Consider the following 17,563-nt stretch of genomic DNA (forward strand, 5'->3'; position numbering starts at 1 on the left):
ACCGCCCTCGCTCGATTCCGCCGGGGCCGGTCGAACTCCCAGCCGGTCGAGCCCTGGGTCCGTCCAAACGCCGACCCTACTCCGGGGTAATCGCCGAATAGATATTCGGATCCGGCCAGACGGTCGGCCGTGTTCGCGGTCGTCCCGTGGTTCGCCGGAGCGTCCCTGCCCGGAGCGGTGGGGTTCGCGGTCCTGCAGGCGGGCGGGGAGGCCCCGCTCTCGAACCCGTGGTTCTACGCGGGGGTGTCGGCCCTGTCGCTGCTGGTCGGGTCGGCCGTCGGGATCTGGGTCAGCCCGGCTCGGCGGTGGCAGGCGGCGCTTCTGGCCGTCGGCGGCGGGTCGCTCGTCATCTCGCTCGCCTTCGAGCTGTTCGGGCCCGCCTTCCGGAACATCGGCGAGTACCCGGCCTCCGGCTACTTCCTCGTCGGCATCCTCGTCTTCGGGACGCTGGACGTGGCCATCGACCGCTGGGCCGACGACGACACCGAGGAGAACGGCGTGGGCCTGTGGGCGAGCGTGACGACGGACGGCATTCCCGAGAACGCCGCCATGGGATCGCTGCTGGCCGGCGACTTCCACGGCGCGCTGGCGCTGCTGTTCGGCCTCGCTGTCACCAACGGCTCCCAGTCGATGATGTCGGGCACGAACATGGCCGAGACGCACGGCGACCGGAAGACGATGGCCGGCTGGGTCGTCACCGCGGTCGTCGTCGGCGGGGCGGTGATCGCCGGCTACCGCCTGCTCCCGCCGCTCCCGGACTACTGGATCGCAGCGGTCCGCGCGTTCGCCGCCGGCGCCATCCTCGCCAGCCTCGCCGGCGAGATCTACCCCGACGCCTACGAGGAGGCCGGCCCGTACGTCACCCTCGCGACCGCCGTCGGCTTCCTGGTGACCTTCCTGCTCTGAACGGTGTCTTCGGGGGTTGGAGCGTCCCGGTACGGGTCGCCGTGGGAGTCCCGCACCACGGCACGAGAGCGGCGCGCTTTTGCCGCCGAGACGAGTTCGCCCGTCCATGTACGAGGTCGAGGTCAAGGTCCGCGCGGACCACGAGGCGGTCGAGCCGGCCCTGGAGGCCGCGGGCGCCGAGTTCGTCGACAGCGTCGTCCAGGCGGACACCTACTACGACGCGCCCCACCGGGACTTCGCGGAGACCGACGAGGCGCTGCGGATCCGCCGGGAGCACAGCCCGGCGTCGGACGGGCCCGGGGACGAGGGCAGCCCGGAGACGACGAAGATCACCTACAAGGGGCCGCTGCTGGAGGCCGAGTCGAAATCGCGCGAGGAGCACGAGACGACCGTCGCCGACGCCGAGGCAGTCGTGGGGATCTTCGACGGCCTGGGCTTCGAACCGGCCGCCACGGTTCGAAAGGAGCGGGCCCACTACCGCCTCGACGGCTACACCGTCACGCTCGACAGCGTCGACGGCCTCGGCGAGTTCGTCGAGGTCGAGACCGAGACCGCCGACGACGACATCGAGACCGCACGCGAGGGCGCCCGCGCGGTCCTCGACGACCTCGGTCTGGATCCCGACGAACAGATCCGCACCTCCTACCTCGGGCTCCTCCTCGCGGATGATGCGAGCGAGTAATTAGATCAGGCGTTCCGGTTTCCGCAAGTTATACGAGTGGGGGTATCCAACGCGGAGACAATGACGAACAGGAACGTGAGCGTCCAGCCGGCGGCCGGACGGGCCGTCGAGGACCAGGAAGTGGAGATCGTCGAGCGGAAGGGGCTCGGCCACCCCGACTCGATCTGCGACGGCATCGCCGAGAGCGTCTCCCAGGCGCTCGCACAGACGTACCTCGACCGCGTGGGGACGGTGCTGCACTACAACACCGACGAGACGCAGCTGGTCGCGGGCAACGCGGCGCCCGCGTTCGGCGGCGGCGAGGTGCAGGAGCCCATCTACCTGCTGATCGTCGGTCGGGCGACCAAGGAGTACGAGGGGACGAAGATCCCCGCCGAGACCATCGCGCTGGAGGCCGCCCGCGACTACCTGCAGGCGAACTTCCCGCACCTGGACGTGGGGACGGACGTGATCGTCGACGTGCGCCTCGGCGAGGGCAGCGGCGACCTGCAGGAGGTCTTCGGCGAGGAGGGGTCGGTCCCGATGGCCAACGACACGAGCTACGGCGTCGGCCACGCCCCCCTCACGGAGACCGAGGAGATCGTCCTGAACGTCGAGCGCCGGCTCAACGGCGAGTACAGCGACGAGAACCCGGCGGTCGGCCAGGACATCAAGGTCATGGGCAAGCGCGAGGGCGACCGCATCGACGTGACCGTCGCCGCCGCCGCGGTCGACGCCCACGTCGGGAGCCTGGAGGAGTACCGCGAGACGGTCGCGGGCGTCCGCGAGTACGTCGGCGAGGTCGCCGCCGAGTACACCGACCGAGAGGTCACCGTCCACGTCAACACCGCCGACGACTACGACGAGGGCGCCATCTACCTCACGACGACCGGCACCTCCGCCGAGCAGGGCGACGACGGGTCGGTCGGCCGGGGCAACCGCGCCAACGGCCTCATCACGCCGAACCGCCCGATGAGCATGGAGGCCACCAGCGGCAAGAACCCCGTCAACCACATCGGGAAGATCTACAACCTCCTCAGCACCGAGATCGCCCAGTCGGTCGTCGCGGACGTGGACGGCATCCGCCAGCTCCAGCTGCGGCTGCTCAGTCAGATCGGCAGTCCCATCGACGAGCCGCACGTCGCCGACGCGACGCTGGTCACCGAGGACGGCGTCTCCGTCGCCGACATCGAGGACGAGGTCGCCGCCGCCATCGACGAGGAACTCGCGAACGTCACCGACATCACCCGCCGCGTCATCGACGGCGAGCTCTCGACGTTCTGAGCGGCCGCCGCCGGACGAGCGTCCGGTCGGCGGCCCGTCGCCGCCGGCCGCCGTACGAAGGCTGTTTATACGCGGGGTCGTCAACGGGTAGCCATGCACCCGCCGGGCGCAGACGTGGTCGTGGTCCGCCACGGCGAGATCGGGACCAAGAGCCAGCACGTGAGCGCGAAGATGGAGCGGCGGCTCCGCGAGAACCTCCGTGCGGTCCTCGACGACCGCGGGCTCGACGCCGAGATCGAACAGCGGCGCTTCCGCCTGTGGCTCCACACCGACGACCCCGAGGGCGTCACGGCCGCGGCCGCCGACACGTTCGGCGTCGTCTCGGCCAGTCCGGCCGCCCGCGTGGACGCGACCCTCGAATCCGTCCGCGAGGGACTCGCCGAGGCCGCCCGCGAGGGCTACGACGGGGGAACCTTCGGCGTCTCCGCGCGGCGGGCCGGCGAGGAGTCCGCACACCCCTTCTCCAGCGCGGACATCGAACGCGAGGGCGGCAGCGCCGTCTGGGACGCCGCCGAATCTCGGGGGGTCGACCCCGAGGTGGATCTGGACGACCCCGACACCGAGTTCTTCGTCGACTGCCGGGCGGACGACGCGCTGGTCTTCCTGGAGAAGCGGGCCGGCCCCGGCGGACTGCCGCTCGGGACCCAGGATCCGCTCGTCGCCCTGCTGAGCGGCGGGATCGACTCTCCGGTCGCCGCCTGGGAGGCGATGAAACGCGGCGCGCCCGTCGTCCCGCTGTACGTCGACCTGGGCGACTACGGCGGGGTCGACCACCGGGCGCGGGCCGTCTCGACGGCCGAGGCGCTGGCCCCCTACGCGCCCGACTACGACATGCGCCTCCGGGTGGCGCCGGCCGGCGACGCCGTCGCCGAAATCGCCGAGGCCGTCGACGCCGGGCGGATGCTCGTCCTCCGGCGGTTCATGCTCCGGGTCGCGGCGGCCGTCGCCGAGGAGTACGGCGCCGTCGGGGTCGTCACCGGCGAGGCGGTCGGCCAGAAGTCCAGCCAGACGACGGCCAACCTCGCCGTCACGAGCGCCGCGGTCGACCTGCCGGTCCACCGGCCGCTGCTGACCGTCGACAAGACCGACATCACCGCCCGCGCCGACGAGATCGGCACGTTCGACGAGTCGACGATCCCGGCCGGCTGCGAGCGGCTCGCGCCCGACTACCCCGAGACGCGGGCGCGGGTCGGCGAGATCGAGGAGCGGGAACCCGACGGCCTGGCGGAGCGGGCCCGCGAGGTCGCCGAGGGGGTCGAGGTCCTCGACGGCGGCGGCGTCGGCGACCCCCCGGAAGGCGAAACCGCTTAGGGGCGCCCGCGTCTCGACCCGAGCATGACGCGGGTGTGTCTGGTCGGCGACGAGGACGTGAACCTCCGCTACGAGCTGCTCTCCCGCGAGACCGCCCGCGAGGCGCTGGCCACCTACGACCTGCGCGAGCCGTTCGCGAACGCGGTCGGCCTGGAGACCGTGAGCCTCGGGGCGGCGGTGGCGCTGCTGAACGACCTCGACTGGTACCTCGTCCGGTTCGTCGACGAGGCGATGGTGCTCGAACCGAGCGTCAGCGAGGAGGAGTGGCTCTCCCGCGACCTCGCGACGGCGCTCCGGGACGACGCCGTCGCCCCCGACGAGGCCGCCCGCTTCCTCAAGATCTACGGCCTCGAACCGGCGAGCGCCGCCGGAGAGGAGACCGACGCGGGCGACGGCTCCGAAGCCGCCGACGACGGGCCGACCGCCGGCCGGGACGCCGACGGACCCGGACGGCTCGTCGAGCCGATGTACGTCACGCGGACGGGCGGGGACGTTCCGGAGTACGACCTCCGGGACGTGGCGGAGACGGTCGTCGAGCGCGTCACCGAGTCGGAGTTCGGCGCCTGAGGCCGGCCGTTCGGCCGCTCGCCGCGGCCGGACCGTGCCGCCAGCAGATTTATGCGACGCGCTGTCACACACGGCTAGTGTGTCATCGCCCCGATCGGTCGCGGGGGTCGTGGTCGTGCTCGCGCTCGCGAGCGTCCTCCCGGGACCGGCGGGTGGCGTCCGGACGGACGGCGGGCCCGGCTCCCCCGCGCCGTGGGGAGTGGACGGATCCGAGTGGGTCGGCGAAACCGGGTGGGCGGCCGATCCGGGGCCCGCGGGTTCGGTCGGGGACAACGAGACCGCACCCGCGGTCGTCCAGACGGTCACCTACCGGCAGGTGCCGAACGCGTCGGGGACGATCCTGGCGACCCAGCGCTACCGGGTCGGGGCGAACGTCTCGGCGCTGGTCGTCTACAACTACACCCGCGGGCGAGTGGTCAACGCGACCGGGTTCGCGGAGCGGCCGAACGGCCGCTGGGTCTGGGACGGGAACACGACCGACCCGTCGGTGCGGCTCCGGGTCGGGGTCAACCGGTCGAGCCGGCAGTTCGGCGGCCTGCGGTGGGTCGACACCGGCGACTGGGCGCTCGCCAACCCCCAGACCGACTTCGCCTACCGCGACGCGGGCCGCGACCGGTGGGTCTACTCCTGGGCGCCGAGCGCCCGCGTCGACCGCCGCACCCGCGTCGGGGCCGACCAGCGCGGCTTCGCCGGCCCGTCGATCGTCTACCTCGGCGAGTTTGAGGCGTCGACGACCAACGCGACCGCCCAGCGGATCAGGCTGGTCCGGCCGACGACCGCCGACCTGGCCGACGAGCCCGACCGGGTGCTCCGCGTGCTGTCGGTGGCCGCCGACCAGCTCCGCGTCGGCGCCCGCGACGAGGTGGTCAACGCCTTCGCGGGGCCGCGGCCGCTCCGCCACGGCGGGACCGCCGCGCTCGGGACCGGCGACGGCCAGGACTTCTGGGTGTCGGCCGGCTCCGACGCGGGCGTCCCGCCCAACACCTGGATCCACGAGTACGTCCACACGCGCCAGTCGTTCGTCCTCGGCCAGGAGATGACGTGGTTCCGCGAGGCGAGCGCGAGCTACTACGCCGCCGTCCTCTCGGTCCGGGTGCCGCCGACGCGACCCGGCGAGTTCGACCGGTTCCGCGCGAGGCTCGGGACCGAACGCGGCGCGAACGCGACGCTGTCGGACCGCTCGTCGTGGTCGACCACGTACGTCCCCTACGCGAAGGGCGCCCGCGTCCTCGCCGCGCTCGACGGCCGTATCCGGGCGTCAACCGGCGGGAACCGGACCCTCCAGTCGGTCTTCCGCCGGCTGAACGACCACGAGGGGCTGGTCACGTTCGACGTGTTCGCCGCCGCCGTCGCCAACGCCAGCGGCGAGTCCCACCGCGAGTGGCTGGACGACCACGTCCGCGGCGGCGCGCCCGTCTCGCCGCCGGCGTCGCCCTACGCCTACACCGCTCCCGGCGGCGAGTTCGACGCGGACGGCGACGGACTGACAGCCGCGGCCGAGCGCGCGAACGGGACCCACCCGTTCGTCGCGGACACCGACGCCGACGGCGTCGACGACGGGGTCGAACTCCGCCTCGGGACCGACCCGACCGACCCCTACTCGACGCCGGCCGTCGGGAACGGGACGCTCGGGAACGCGACCGCCGCGAACGCGACTGCGCGGGATGCGACCGCCTCGCCGACGGACGGGGCGGGCAGCGGAACGACGGGGTAGCGCCGGGCGGGGAGCGGGGCGGCGCCGTCCCGGACGGGACCGGCCCGGAACGGCGCTTTCAAGGTGCAGTCGGCCCGCGATCCGGGTATGACCACAGTCGCCCTGCTCGTCAGGCCGCCCGAGCCTGGGACCGTCCTCGACCGCCTCGTCGACAGCGGGGCGGTGACCGCCGCGGAGGCGGCAGACCTCTACGCCGCGATGGCCCGCGACGTGGCGGTCGCCGTCCGGGCCAGCGGCGGCGACCTCCTCGTCAACTACCTGCCCGTCGGGGCCGACGACCCGACCGAACCCGCCGAGGACGAGGAGTCGCTGGACGCGGTGCGCTCGATGCTCGCCCCCGCGCTCGACGACCCCGACGCCCCCCGCTACGAGGTGCAGGTCGGCTCGTCGCTGTCGGCCCGCGTCGGCAACACGGTCACGCACCTGCTCGACCGCGAGGCGGTCCAGAGCGCGGCGGTCGTCCGGCCGTCGGCCCCCTTCGTCCAGCGCCGAATCGTCGACAGCGCCGCGATGAAGCTCCGGCAGTCGGAGGTCGTCCTCGGCCCGGCGACCGACGGCCGGGTCTCCTACGCCGCGTTCACCGAGCCGGTCGACTTCGAAGACGCGTTCGCCCAGCCGGCGGTCGAGACGCTGACCGACCGCGGCCGCGACGCGGGCCTGGACGTGGACTTCTTGGAGACACTCCCGGTGGCGGAGACGCCCGGCGGCTTCGCGACGCTGGTCTCCCAGCTCCGGGCCCGCGGCCGGGCCGACCTGTGGGTGCCGCCCCACACCGCGGCGGTCGTCGAGGACATCGGGCTGGTCGCCACCGCGACGGCGGACGGCCTCGCGGTCGGGCGGGACTGAGCGGCGACCCGATCGCCGCGATGGTCGCGGGACGCAGGGCGTCCCGCGGGGCTGACCGACAGGCCTTAGGGTCGACGGCGAGAACCCCCGACCGCGGTGGGATAGCGAAGTGGCCTAACGCGCCTGCCTTGAGAGCAGGTGTCCTCACGGACCCAGGGGTTCAAATCCCCTTCCCACCGCTTCCTGTCGCGAACACACCGGCGAGCGCCTCGTGTGCTCGCCAGCGTGAGCGACGATCGCGGCGGCGGGATTTGAACTACGGCAGACCGACGAGGGGAGGTCTGGCATCGAGTTCGAATCCCCTTCCCACCGTGTTCTGCCGTGTCGCTCCCGGCGGTGAGCGACCGCGCCCGGCACCCCTCGACCCGCTCGATCGCCGCGTGAGCGCCTCGGGAGTCGAATACTGGTTCGACGACCGTCGATATGGCGGCCGAAAGAAGACGAGTTATGAGGGAGGAGCACACCGATGGAGATAGCGACCGCGTAACAATGTCAGACAGCTACGACCTGGTTATCGTCGGCGGTGGAATCAGTGGGGCATCGCTCCTGTACACGACGGCGAAGTTCACGGACATCGACTCCATCGCGCTGGTCGAGAAGGAGTCGGAGGTCGCCGCGATCAACTCCCATCGGACGAACAACTCCCAGACGCTACACTTCGGCGACATCGAGACCAACTACACGCTGGAGAAGGCCCGGGAGGTCAAGGAGGGCGCCGAACTGCTGGCGGGCTACCTCGAACACCACGACTCCGACCGGGAGATGCACTCGAAGCGGTCCAAGATGGTCCTGGGCGTGGGCGAGGAGGAGGTCGCCCAGCTCGACCGCCGCTACGACGAGGAGGGCTTCGGCGAGCTGTTCCCGAAGCTCCGGCCCATCGGCCGCAAGGAGATCGCCGACCTCGAACCGAAGGTCGTCGAGGGGCGGGACCCCGACGTGGAGATGCGCGCGCTCCAGACGCCGGACGGCTACGTCGTCGACTACGGGATGACGACGAAGTCGTTCGTCGAGCAGGCCGCTGAGGAGGCGAGCGTCGACATCTACACCGGGACCGAAGTCACGAGCGTCGAACCGACCCGCGAGGGCTACGAGATCGCGACCTCCGAGGGGGACTTCGAGTGCGAGGCGGCGGTCGTCGCCGCCGGCTCCCACAGCCTCCAGATCGCCAAGGAACTCGGCTACGGCCAGGACAAGGTGCTGTTGCCCGTCGCGGGGAGTTTCTTCCTCGCCGACGACCTGCTGAACGGGAAGGTCTACACCCTCCAGATGAAGAAGCTCCCCTTCGCCGCGGTCCACGGCGACGCGGACGTACACGACGGGTCGATCACGCGGTTCGGCCCGACGGCCAAGCTCGTCCCGACGCTGGAGCGGGGCCGGATCTCGACGGTCTCGGACTTCCTCGACGTGTTCGGCCTGAACGCCGCGGCGTTTCTCAGCTACGCGAACATCCTCTCCGACAGGGTGCTCCTGCCCTACGTCCTCCGGAACCTCGTCTACGATCTGCCGGAGGTCGGCCCCCGGCAGTTCCTGCCCCACGTCCAGAAGGTCGTCCCGAGCGTCGAGCTCGACGACATCGAGCGCGCGGAGGGTTACGGCGGCGTCCGCCCGCAGATCGTCGACACGAGCGAGCGCTCGCTCGACATGGGCGAGGCGAAGATCGTCGGCAAGGACATCATCTTCAACATCACCCCATCGCCGGGCGCCTCGACCTGCCTGAAGAACGCAATGCGGGACGCCCGCACCGTCGTCGACTTCCTCGACGGCGACTACGCCTTCGACGAGGAGGCGTTCCGCGCCGAGACCATCGGCCACTTCCCGACCGCCGACGCCGGCGGCCCGTCGGTCGACGCCGACGGCGCGGCCGGCGTCGCCGCCGACGACGACTGAAAACCGCTACTCCTCCCCGTCCTGCAGCTCCCGGATCGCGTCCTCCTGTTCCTTCCGTGCGATCCCGCCGCTCTCGGCGTGGCGGCCCGTGTACTGCGAGTCGGGGATCGCCGACCAGACGGAGCTCTCCCCGGTTTCGGTGGTCCGCGCGAACCAGACCGCACAGACGACGAGGTAGGCGACGATGGCCAGCGCGAGGCTCGGGACGTAGGCGTTCTCGGCCAGTCCCAGGCCCTCGACGAGGAGGTCCAGCAGGGCCGCCGCGCCGGTGACGACGACGCCACCCAGCAGGAAGAACACCGCGACGACGCGGACCCAGCGGGGCACCGAGAGGTCGACTGTTCGGGCCATCGTCGGACGTTCGGTGCGACGGGGAAAAGGTCTTCTGGCCGACCTGTCCGTTCGATTCGACGTGCGTACTTACCGTCGGCATCCGCGCGCCTGTGGCGCGCGGTTCGACCACCGGAGCCGTCGGAGACGGCGGAGGTGGCCTTTTTCACCCATGTTTTTGCCGGCGGGGTTCCCCGCAGGGAGCGGAGCGACCGAGGAAACTCCGCCGGCAAAAAGATGGCCTGTACTGAACGTCCCGGAGCCCACCAAAGACTCTCGTCGCGGGGCCCGTAGGTCGGGTATGGTCGAGTGCGCGGAGGACGGCTGCGGGGCCGAGGCGGTCGTGGAGTTGCACGTCCCCTGGGCCGACAACCGGCGGGTCTGCGCCGGCCACGCGCGGGTGATCGCACGGCAGGACGGCGTGGTCGCGGACCCGCTCGACGGCCAGGAGGACGAGTGGCCCTGAGCGGTGGCGGGTCGGAAACGGGTCGGCGGCGAGCCGGGCGAGGCGAGCCGCCGTCAGTCCGGGCCCGAGGAGCCGCGCATCCACTGGTCCGACCGGTATGACTGGGCCACGTCGAGACAGCGCTCGACGAGCGGGTGGGGGTCGTAGCTGACGACGCCCTCCTCGCGGTCGAAGTCGACGATACCGGCCTCGTCGAGTTTCGGGAGGTGCTGGTGGTGGAGGGTCGAGCGGAGCGCGTCGGCGTCGACCCCACACTCGGTGGCGACCGCTTCGACGAGCGCCGGGAGTTCCAGCGCTCCCCGGGGCGCCGTGCGGAGCACCTCGATCACCGCCCGTCGCCGCCGGTCCGCGAGCAACTCGAAGGCCGTGTCCAACTCGTCGTCTTCGTCCCCGTCGTCGGCCGTCATCGCCTACGACTTTGTGGAAACGCTGTATAAAAGACTACCGTGCTAACCCGGAGACCGTAGCCGAATCGACAGGTCGGTCACCCGGCCGCCGGACGACGGACTGACGGACGGGCCGCGAACTGCGGGTGGCGGGTCGTCGACACCCGACCTCAGACCGTCGTCGCGAGCATCACCTCGTCGAGGTACTCGCCGTCGATCCTGTAGTGGTCCTCGCGGACGGCCTCGACCTCCCAGCCGTGGGCTTCGAGGAAGTCGATGGCGCCCTCGTTGGCGTCGGGGACGCTATTGTAGATCTTCTCGTAGCCGTTGTCGCTGGCCCACTCGACGCCCCGTTCGAGGAGTTCGCCCCCGATGCCGTGGCCGCGGTACTGTTCGAGGACGCCGACCGTCAGCTCGGCCGTGTGGTCGAGCTTCTCGGTCTCGTGGGTGGTGAGGTTGACCCAGCCGACGACCTCGCCGTCGACGGTAGCGACGAAGAACACGCGCGACTGCAGTTCGTTGTGCCGCAACAGCACCTCCTCGGACTCGACCACGTCGGCGACCGTCTCGGCGTCGACGTAGGTCCCGTCGCCGATGGCCTGGCGGATCACGCCCACGAGCCCCGTCAGGTCCTCCTCGCGGGCGCGGCGGATCGTCACCTGGAGCCCGTCCGAACTGAACTCCGTCTCGAGCTCGTCGTCGTGGGCGATCCGCAGCTCCCCCTCCGACTCCAGCAGGACGCCGTCCCGCTTGAGGATGGCGACGTGGTGGCCGAACGCCCGCGGCTCCATGTCCAGCGCCCGCCGGGCCTTCTGGGGCTTCACCGACCCGTGGCGCTCGACGTAGTCGTAGATGTCGCGCCGGTCGTCGTGGTCGAACGAGAGCTCCGCTGTGAGTTCCATGTGGGATGATACCACGCCACGATACTTAGCGTTTATCACGGTTGATCGAGATAGAATACGTCCGGCGCGAGGAAGGTCCGTTGCGGTTTCGCCGGGAACTCGCTCGCCGTCAGGACTCGCCGGGTCCCGTCCCGGACGCATCGCCGTCGCGCTCGGGCACGCCGGTCAGGATCCGGGCCACGTCGGCGACGTCGTGGGTGTCGAGCAGCGCCTCGGCGGCCGTGCGGACGGAGTGGTCGGTCGCCAGGTCGACGCCGTAACAGCGGGCGTACAGTTCGAGGTAGGTGTTCAGCGCCCGCTCCAGCCGCTCGAACTCCGCCTCGCCGAAGCGGTCCCACTCGCCCGAGCGGGCGTCGACGTAGACGGCGACCGCTTCGCCGACCCCCTCCCGGCAGAACGCCATCGCGCGCTCCTCGTCGGGCGGGTCTGCCGGCGGATCGAACGACTCGCGGGCGGCCGCCGCCTCGTCGGCCAGCTCGTCGATGCGGTCGCGGTACTGTGATGGCATGGGGTGAGAGAGGGGACGTGAGAGTCGGGAGCGACGGTGTCAGCCCTGTTCGTACTCGACGCCCTTGCCGCCGCGGGGGTGGGTCCAGTCCGTGTCGGCGACGACGGCGCAGGTGCCACACTCCACGCAGGGCTGGGTGTCGAGGCTGACGACGTGTTCCTCGGTGCCGTTCGACCCGACGTACTCGTCGCGGTAGCAGCCCCCGCCGAAGTCCTTCGCGCTGACCGGACAGGCCGTCACGGCCGTCCCGCTGGCGGCGAAGGAGTTGTCCCGCAGTTCGATGTGAGGGTTGCCCTCGTCGATGTCGTAGGTCAGGTCGCCGATGCGGTCGTCCAGCTCCGGCGGCTCGACCGTGTTGACCCCCTCGACGGGCTCGCCGAGCTCCTCCGCGATGACGGTCGGGACGGTGACGTAGCCCATCCGCGTGTCGGGGAGCATCCCCATCAGGAACGGGGAGTTGAACAGCGACTCGGCCCGATCCCCGAGCGCCGAGACGGCCGCGCGGCCGACGGCCGAGTCGGCCACGGCGTTCATCGCCGAGGCGACCGGGCCGACCTCGCCGAGCTTGCCGAGCGTCCTGTAGCGGGTCGGCCGGAGCTTGTCCATCACGCCCTCGTTCTCCAGTTTCGCCACGTAGCGCTCGCCCGCCGCCGACGTGTCCCCGCGGGACTTCGCGTCGACGAACGCCTCGGCGGCGAGCGCGCCCGCGGTGACGGCGTGGTTCATCCCCTTGATGATCGGCCCCTGGGCCTGCATCTGCCCGGCCGCGTCCCCCACGAGCAGGAGCCGGTCCCTGTAGGGCGAGGGGTGGGCCACCTTCTTCGAGTCCGGGACGAGCTTCGCCGAGTACTCCAGCTCCTCGTAGTCGTCGCCGAGCCAGTCCGCCAGTAGCGGGTGAGTCAGCAGTCCGTCGAGCAGCTGCTGGGGCTCGGCGCGCTCGTCGGCGATGGAGTCCAGGTGGAAGACGGTCCCGATCGACAGGGACTCGTCGTTCGTGTAGAGGAACCCGCCGCCGCGGACGTTCCGGAACAGATCGCCCGAGAACAGGTGCGCGACGCCCTCGTCCTCGTCGACGTTGAACCGGTCCTCGATGGCGCCGTCGGGCATGTCGACGACCGCCTTGACGCCCTGGAACCACTCGTCGGGCTCCTCCCAGTCCATCAGGCCGGCGTCGCGGGCCAGCTCGGAGTTGACGCCGTCCGCGGCGATGACCACGTCCGCCCTGATGGGATCGAGTTCGTCGCAGGTGACGCCGACGATCTCGGCGCCCTCCCGCAGCAGGCCGTTGACTCGGACCTCGGTCAGGAGGCCGCCGCCGGTCTCGCGGGTCATCTCGTGGACCTCGCGGGCGAGCCACGAGTCCATCTTCCGCCGGAGCACGGAGTCGGCCCACTCGGTGTCGTGGTGGTGCAGGTCCCCGAGGTCGAACGTCTTCACGTTCCGCCCGGCGACGTTGTGGATGTAGTGGTCGGTGACCTCACGGTCGCTGGCCGCCTCGCGGAAGCCGGGGAACAGCTCGTCGATGGTGTACGGCGAGGACTCCTCGGCGTAGAGGAGTCCGCCGGACACGTTCTTGGAGCCGGCGTCGACGCCCCGCTCCAGGACCAGCGTCTCGATACCGTTGCGCGCCAGCGTGGCGGCCGCCGCCGCGCCGCCGGGGCCGGCGCCGACGACGACCGCCTCGTAGTGTTCGTAGTCGTCCGTCATTGTCAGTCGTCGCTCGCCTCCGCGACCGCCGCAGCCAGTTCGCCCGACTCGACCGCCTCGGTCAAGCGGGGCAACACCTCGAACAGGTCGCCCTCGATGAAGTAGTCGGAGAAGCCGCGGATGTCCGCGTCGGGGTCGGTGTTGACCGCGATGATCGTGTCCGACTCGTCCATCCCGACCTTGTGCTGGATCGCCCCGGAGATGCCCGCGGCGATGTACACGTCCGGTTCGACGACCTGCCCGGACTCGCCGATCTGGCGGTCCTCGCCGATGTAGCTCTCGACGTGGCCCTCGAAGTTGTACGAGGAGGTGATCACCCCCCGCGAGAGGCCGAACGCGGCGTCGTCGAACGCGTCCACGAGGTCGAGCCCGAGCTCGATCCCCTCGGTCGGGGCGTCGCCGATGCCGCGACCCATCGCGACGACCACGTCGTGGCCGGTCAGGTCGACGCCCGAGTCGAGCGTGTCGAACTCCGTCACCTCGACCTGGAACCACTCGTCGTCCAGGTCCATCCCGTACTCGACCACCTCGCCCTCGCGCTCGGGGTCGGGCTCGGGCAGGTCGAAACTGCCCGGGATGACGGAGGCGCCCTGCGGGTGGAAGTCCCGGAACGGCTTGTCGATACAGAGGATCGTCGAGTACTCGAACCCGGAGAAGTCCGGGCGCTTCATGTGCAGGATGCGCTCGAACTCCTTGCTGTCGCCCGGTTTCCCGGTCTTGGCCGGGTTGGAGATCATCGCCTCCTCGATGTAGAGTCCGGAGCAGTCCGAGGCCAGCCCCGAGTCGAGTTCGCCCTGCACCAGCGCCGAGAGGTCCCGGCCGTTGTTCGTCGCCGGGAACACCGTGTACCGGGGTTCGTCGTAGTCCTTCCAGTCCACGTCCTCGTGGCCCTCGTCGGCCACCTGCCCGCCCGCGCGGGCCATCGAGCAGAAGATCTCCGTGTACGGCTTGTGCCGGAACCGCTCCAGCCGGTCGTCTTCGAGGTAGACGACCCGGTCGGCGCCGTACTCGATGACCTGCTCCGTGAGGTCGCTCACCTCGTCGCCGATGAGGACCGCGACCACGTCCTCGGGCTCGCCGTCCTCGTCGCCGCCGTACTGGTCGTTGTAGTCGTCCATCAGCCGGCGGGCCTTGCCGAGCATCTCCATCGACACGTCGATGAGCTCGCCGTGCTGGGTCTCGCAGTAGACCCACATGTCGCGGTACTCGGCGTCTTCGAGGCTCTCGACCCACTGCTTGTCGTTGGTCGGGTGGTCGAGGTCGGGGTGTTTCTCCTCGGGCGGGACGTACTCCAGCTCCTCGCCCTCCTCCTCGCCGCTGCCCTCGACGGACTCGATGCGGTCCTCGATCTGGCCCTTCGCAGTCTTGCGGTCCTGCCCCTCCTTCTCGCGTTCGAGCAGGTCTTCGAGGACCGCCACGTCGTCGATGTCGCGGACCATGTTGGCGATGTCCGCGACGGTCAGGTCCTCGAGGTCGACGGACTCGGGGTCGACCTCCCCGTCGTCGCCCTCGACTTTCTCGATGCGGTCCTCGATGAGCGTCTTGACGGGAGCGCGGTCCTCGCCCTCCTCCTCCAGCTCCAGCATCTCCCGCAGCTCGTCGGCGTCGTCGATGTCCTTGATCTCCGGGCCCAGTTCGGCTATCTCGTGGTCTGTGGGGTCTATCTCGGGCATGGTCAGTCACCCGCCGCGTACGGTTCGAGTTCCTCGACGACCCCTTCCATCTCGGCGTCGTCGTCGGGGTCGACCACCGTGGCCTCCCGCTCGCTGGGGGCCTTCGGGATGGGGTCGACGCCGGCGACGATGGTCGGCGAGCCGTCGAGCCCGATGTAGTCGGGGTCGAGGTTCAGGTCGGCGTGGTCCCACATCGTGAACCGGTCCCAGTCGGTCGGGTCGAGATCCGAATCGTCGTCGAGATACTCCCCGAACTCGTCGGCCCGCTGTTGGGTGGTCTCGCGCAGGTCCTTGTGTTTCAGCCGGTGTTCGGCCCGGCGGTAGGTGGGCTCGAACTCGGGGTCGGCGACGACGAACGCCGGCAGCGGCGCTTCGACGGTCTCGATCTCCTCCACGTCGCCCTCGACGAGACGCTTGGCGCGGAGGGTGCCTTCCTCCTCGTCGATGTCCAGCGAGATGACGTGGGTGACCAGCGGCATGTCGAGACACCACTCGGTCTGGGGGCCGGTGTGGCCCGTCTCCCCGTCGGCGGTCTTGAAGCCCGCGAACACCAGGTCTGGCGGCTCCTCCAGCTTCTGGATGCCCGTGGCGACGGTCATCGCCGTCGCCCATGTGTCGGCGGCGCCCATCTCGCGGTCCGAGAGCAGATAGAGGTCGTCGGCGTACACGTCACGCATGCCCTCCTGCAGGACCTCCATGTAGCCGGGCGGCCCCATGCTCATCAGCGAGACGGTGCCGCCCCGCCGGACCTTCGTCTGCAGCGCCGCCCTGAGCGCGTGTCTGTCGTTCGGGTTCATCACCGTCGGCGTCTTCCCCCGCTCCAGGTGGCCGTCCTCGTCGAACGAGACCTGGCCCTCCCTGAAGTCGGGGACGCCTTTGGTCAGTACGACACTATGCATATTGGTAGCACACAGTTTGGTAGCCGAGTGGACAGTGGGTAAGTTTTTCGTCCACCGAAACCCACGGATCCGGGACGCGTCCCGGGATCGTGATCGGTCCGCGGAGACGCGGCTGTGCGGGGCCATTCACGGGTCGGACGACGAGGGCGACGCGACTGACGATGCGGCGGCGGTAAAAGTACGGGACGCGACTACCGGAAAAAGTGCGGGACGCGACGGCGGTCGGCCACCGAACCGGGACCGGTCAGATGCGGCCGGCGCGGCCGGGGTCGACGTCGATGGCGTCGACCGGGCAGACGTCGACACAGAGCATGCAGTCGATGCACTGGTCCTCGTGGGCGGGGTCGGCCTTGATCTCGCTCTCGGGGTGGTCGGGCGTGTCGACCCACTCGAAGACGTCGACCGGGCAGTCCTCCAGGCACGCGCCGTCGGCCAGACAGATGTCGAAGTCGACGGCGACGTGCGTGCCGTGGATGCCCAGCGTCTCCGGTTCGTCGACCGGGCCCCAGACCTTGTGGCCCTCGTGTTCCTCGGCGATCTCGCGGTTGGTCTCGAACTCCGGATCGATGGCCATGGTGTCTACACGGTCCACTCGTGTACACGTAAACCTTGCCCCGACCGACCGCCCGACCGCGCCCCGATCGGTGCGAGCGCCCGTCTCGCGGCCGAACGACCCCACGTCGAGCGGCCTCGGGACGGACGACGAAGTTCCCCGATCGCTCGCGACGCCGAGGCCGGTCAGCGGTCCGCGGAGGTGAGGATCGTGTTCGTGACGAGCCTGACGATGGCCCGGCGGAGCCGTTCGGTGACCGCCTGGTCGGAGATGTCCAGTTGCTCGGCCAGCTCGACGGTCGTGCAGTCGCGGGGGATGTCGTAGTAGCCCTCCTCGACCGCGAGGACGATCGCCTCCCGCTGGCGCTCGGTCAGCCCGAACCACGGCCCCAGGTCGGGTTTGCTTGGGTTGTACACCCTGATGACCTCGAAGCCGATCTCGCCCTCGCGGCACCGCTCCTGGAAGGTCGACATCGCGTCGTGGGAGGGAAAGCGCAGCTCGAACCGCCAGGACTCGCCCGTCCCGGTCGCGTTGAGGATGTAGGCGTTGACCGCGCGGATCGCCCGGAAGACGGCGTCGTTCTCGACCGACCACTCGAAGGTGTAGAGGACGCGGTCGTCGTAGGTGTCGATCTGGACGAGGTCGTCGACCGAGGGCGCCTCGAACACCGCCGCCTCGAACGCCTCGAAGTCCGCACCGTAGACCCAGAAAAAGGGGACCGCCCGCTCGCCCGTGGGGACGAGCGACTCCAGCTCGACCGTCCCCGAATCAGACACGTCCATGATACGTCCCAGCTCGAACTCCGTCGCGGGAATGCTAATCTCGGCGATGACGCTCATATAGACAACGCTTCCGTGTTACACGTCCCGCCCGAAAGCGCCCCAGCATGACACATCATGCAGCGTTATCGTTCGTGAATACGGCCGCGTCAGCCGGGGCTGTAACTCGTTTCGTGACACTGGA

18 protein-coding genes and 1 tRNA gene are annotated in these 17,563 nt (G+C 70.3%); 10 read left to right on the forward strand and 9 right to left on the reverse strand.

Translation table 11 applies throughout. The features are described 5' to 3' along the window. The first annotated feature begins 129 nt into the window (after positions 1-129). The 9 genes from E3328_RS00100 to E3328_RS00140 all read left to right on the forward strand — a co-directional run bounded on the left by E3328_RS00100 (position 130) and on the right by E3328_RS00140 (position 9,176). Positions 130-906 carry a ZIP family metal transporter gene (locus tag E3328_RS00100; protein ID WP_135362603.1) on the forward strand — a complete coding sequence of 259 codons (777 nt, stop codon included), beginning with the start codon at positions 130-132 and terminating at the stop codon, positions 904-906. A gap of 106 nt (positions 907-1,012) precedes the next feature. Then, entirely contained in the window at positions 1,013-1,588 is a 576-nt protein-coding gene (gene cyaB, locus E3328_RS00105; protein WP_135362604.1) for a class IV adenylate cyclase, read from the forward strand. A gap of 60 nt (positions 1,589-1,648) precedes the next feature. After that, positions 1,649-2,851 carry a methionine adenosyltransferase gene (locus tag E3328_RS00110; protein WP_135362605.1) on the forward strand — a complete coding sequence of 401 codons (1,203 nt, stop codon included), beginning with the start codon at positions 1,649-1,651 and terminating at the stop codon, positions 2,849-2,851. Between the two features lie 93 nt (positions 2,852-2,944). Further along, positions 2,945-4,162 carry a tRNA sulfurtransferase gene (locus tag E3328_RS00115; protein WP_135362606.1) on the forward strand — a complete coding sequence of 406 codons (1,218 nt, stop codon included), beginning with the start codon at positions 2,945-2,947 and terminating at the stop codon, positions 4,160-4,162. Between the two features lie 24 nt (positions 4,163-4,186). Continuing rightward, positions 4,187-4,729, forward strand: coding sequence for a DUF5804 family protein (locus E3328_RS00120; RefSeq protein ID WP_135362607.1), 543 nt, complete (start codon positions 4,187-4,189; stop codon positions 4,727-4,729). 79 nt (positions 4,730-4,808) lie between these two features. Next, entirely contained in the window at positions 4,809-6,443 is a 1,635-nt protein-coding gene (locus E3328_RS00125; protein ID WP_135362608.1) for a M61 metallopeptidase family protein, read from the forward strand. 87 nt (positions 6,444-6,530) lie between these two features. Next, the gene (locus E3328_RS00130; protein WP_135362609.1) at positions 6,531-7,289 is read left to right on the forward strand and encodes a glycosyltransferase family protein; all 759 of its coding nucleotides are present in this window, start codon (positions 6,531-6,533) and stop codon (positions 7,287-7,289) included. Between the two features lie 95 nt (positions 7,290-7,384). Continuing rightward, a tRNA-Ser gene (locus E3328_RS00135) sits at positions 7,385-7,468 on the forward strand. 310 nt (positions 7,469-7,778) lie between these two features. Next, positions 7,779-9,176 (forward strand): FAD-dependent oxidoreductase, encoded by a 1,398-nt coding sequence (locus E3328_RS00140; protein ID WP_135362610.1) that lies wholly within the window; start codon positions 7,779-7,781, stop codon positions 9,174-9,176. A gap of 6 nt (positions 9,177-9,182) precedes the next feature. Here E3328_RS00140 and E3328_RS00145 read toward each other — a convergent pair whose 3' ends face one another. Further along, positions 9,183-9,527 (reverse strand): hypothetical protein, encoded by a 345-nt coding sequence (locus E3328_RS00145; protein WP_135362611.1) that lies wholly within the window; start codon positions 9,525-9,527, stop codon positions 9,183-9,185. Positions 9,528-9,807: 280 nt separating this feature from the next. Here E3328_RS00145 and E3328_RS21635 point away from each other — a divergent pair, with 280 nt between their 5' ends. After that, positions 9,808-9,972: a DUF8014 family protein gene (locus tag E3328_RS21635; RefSeq protein WP_167837258.1), complete on the forward strand. Its 165-nt coding sequence runs from the start codon at positions 9,808-9,810 to the stop codon at positions 9,970-9,972. 53 nt (positions 9,973-10,025) lie between these two features. Here E3328_RS21635 and E3328_RS00150 read toward each other — a convergent pair whose 3' ends face one another. From E3328_RS00150 to E3328_RS00185, 8 genes are all read right to left on the reverse strand, one after another. Beyond that, positions 10,026-10,379 (reverse strand): DUF7344 domain-containing protein, encoded by a 354-nt coding sequence (locus E3328_RS00150; RefSeq protein ID WP_135362612.1) that lies wholly within the window; start codon positions 10,377-10,379, stop codon positions 10,026-10,028. Between the two features lie 149 nt (positions 10,380-10,528). Then, positions 10,529-11,260: a GNAT family N-acetyltransferase gene (locus tag E3328_RS00155; protein ID WP_135362613.1), complete on the reverse strand. Its 732-nt coding sequence runs from the start codon at positions 11,258-11,260 to the stop codon at positions 10,529-10,531. Between the two features lie 109 nt (positions 11,261-11,369). After that, positions 11,370-11,768, reverse strand: a complete 399-nt coding sequence (locus E3328_RS00160) for a DUF8055 family protein (protein ID WP_135362614.1) — start codon at positions 11,766-11,768, stop codon at positions 11,370-11,372. Positions 11,769-11,807: 39 nt separating this feature from the next. Then, positions 11,808-13,475 carry an FAD-dependent monooxygenase gene (locus tag E3328_RS00165; RefSeq protein WP_135362615.1) on the reverse strand — a complete coding sequence of 556 codons (1,668 nt, stop codon included), beginning with the start codon at positions 13,473-13,475 and terminating at the stop codon, positions 11,808-11,810. Positions 13,476-13,477: 2 nt separating this feature from the next. After that, positions 13,478-15,148 carry an electron transfer flavoprotein subunit alpha/FixB family protein gene (locus tag E3328_RS00170; RefSeq protein ID WP_135362616.1) on the reverse strand — a complete coding sequence of 557 codons (1,671 nt, stop codon included), beginning with the start codon at positions 15,146-15,148 and terminating at the stop codon, positions 13,478-13,480. Between the two features lie 2 nt (positions 15,149-15,150). Further along, positions 15,151-16,047: an electron transfer flavoprotein subunit beta/FixA family protein gene (locus tag E3328_RS00175; protein WP_135362617.1), complete on the reverse strand. Its 897-nt coding sequence runs from the start codon at positions 16,045-16,047 to the stop codon at positions 15,151-15,153. A gap of 244 nt (positions 16,048-16,291) precedes the next feature. After that, complete coding sequence (locus E3328_RS00180; RefSeq protein ID WP_135362618.1) at positions 16,292-16,621, reverse strand: 4Fe-4S dicluster domain-containing protein; 330 nt, start codon at positions 16,619-16,621, stop codon at positions 16,292-16,294. A 164-nt stretch (positions 16,622-16,785) separates the two neighbouring features. Then, on the reverse strand, positions 16,786-17,439 hold the full coding sequence (locus E3328_RS00185) for a helix-turn-helix domain-containing protein (RefSeq protein WP_135362619.1): 654 nt from the start codon (positions 17,437-17,439) through the stop codon (positions 16,786-16,788). Positions 17,440-17,563 lie beyond the last annotated feature (124 nt).

This window comes from Halosimplex halophilum (assembly GCF_004698125.1).
GTDB classification, from domain to species: domain Archaea; phylum Halobacteriota; class Halobacteria; order Halobacteriales; family Haloarculaceae; genus Halosimplex; species Halosimplex halophilum.

Bases quoted from the DNA above. Each gene is read 5' to 3' on its own strand.
- E3328_RS00145 (WP_135362611.1), bottom strand. From the start codon at position 9,527: ATGGCCCGAACAGTCGACCTCTCGGTGCCCCGCTGGGTCCGCGTCGTC.
- E3328_RS00140 (WP_135362610.1), top strand. From the start codon at position 7,779: ATGTCAGACAGCTACGACCTGGTTATCGTCGGCGGTGGAATCAGTGGG.
- E3328_RS00160 (WP_135362614.1), bottom strand. From the start codon at position 11,768: ATGCCATCACAGTACCGCGACCGCATCGACGAGCTGGCCGACGAGGCG.
- E3328_RS00130 (WP_135362609.1), top strand. From the start codon at position 6,531: ATGACCACAGTCGCCCTGCTCGTCAGGCCGCCCGAGCCTGGGACCGTC.
- E3328_RS00185 (WP_135362619.1), bottom strand. From the start codon at position 17,439: ATGAGCGTCATCGCCGAGATTAGCATTCCCGCGACGGAGTTCGAGCTG.
- E3328_RS00175 (WP_135362617.1), bottom strand. From the start codon at position 16,047: ATGCATAGTGTCGTACTGACCAAAGGCGTCCCCGACTTCAGGGAGGGC.
- E3328_RS00110 (WP_135362605.1), top strand. From the start codon at position 1,649: ATGACGAACAGGAACGTGAGCGTCCAGCCGGCGGCCGGACGGGCCGTC.
- E3328_RS00115 (WP_135362606.1), top strand. From the start codon at position 2,945: ATGCACCCGCCGGGCGCAGACGTGGTCGTGGTCCGCCACGGCGAGATC.
- E3328_RS00155 (WP_135362613.1), bottom strand. From the start codon at position 11,260: ATGGAACTCACAGCGGAGCTCTCGTTCGACCACGACGACCGGCGCGAC.
- E3328_RS00165 (WP_135362615.1), bottom strand. From the start codon at position 13,475: ATGACGGACGACTACGAACACTACGAGGCGGTCGTCGTCGGCGCCGGC.
- E3328_RS21635 (WP_167837258.1), top strand. From the start codon at position 9,808: ATGGTCGAGTGCGCGGAGGACGGCTGCGGGGCCGAGGCGGTCGTGGAG.
- E3328_RS00150 (WP_135362612.1), bottom strand. From the start codon at position 10,379: ATGACGGCCGACGACGGGGACGAAGACGACGAGTTGGACACGGCCTTC.
- E3328_RS00170 (WP_135362616.1), bottom strand. From the start codon at position 15,148: ATGCCCGAGATAGACCCCACAGACCACGAGATAGCCGAACTGGGCCCG.
- E3328_RS00120 (WP_135362607.1), top strand. From the start codon at position 4,187: ATGACGCGGGTGTGTCTGGTCGGCGACGAGGACGTGAACCTCCGCTAC.
- E3328_RS00180 (WP_135362618.1), bottom strand. From the start codon at position 16,621: ATGGCCATCGATCCGGAGTTCGAGACCAACCGCGAGATCGCCGAGGAA.
- cyaB (WP_135362604.1), top strand. From the start codon at position 1,013: ATGTACGAGGTCGAGGTCAAGGTCCGCGCGGACCACGAGGCGGTCGAG.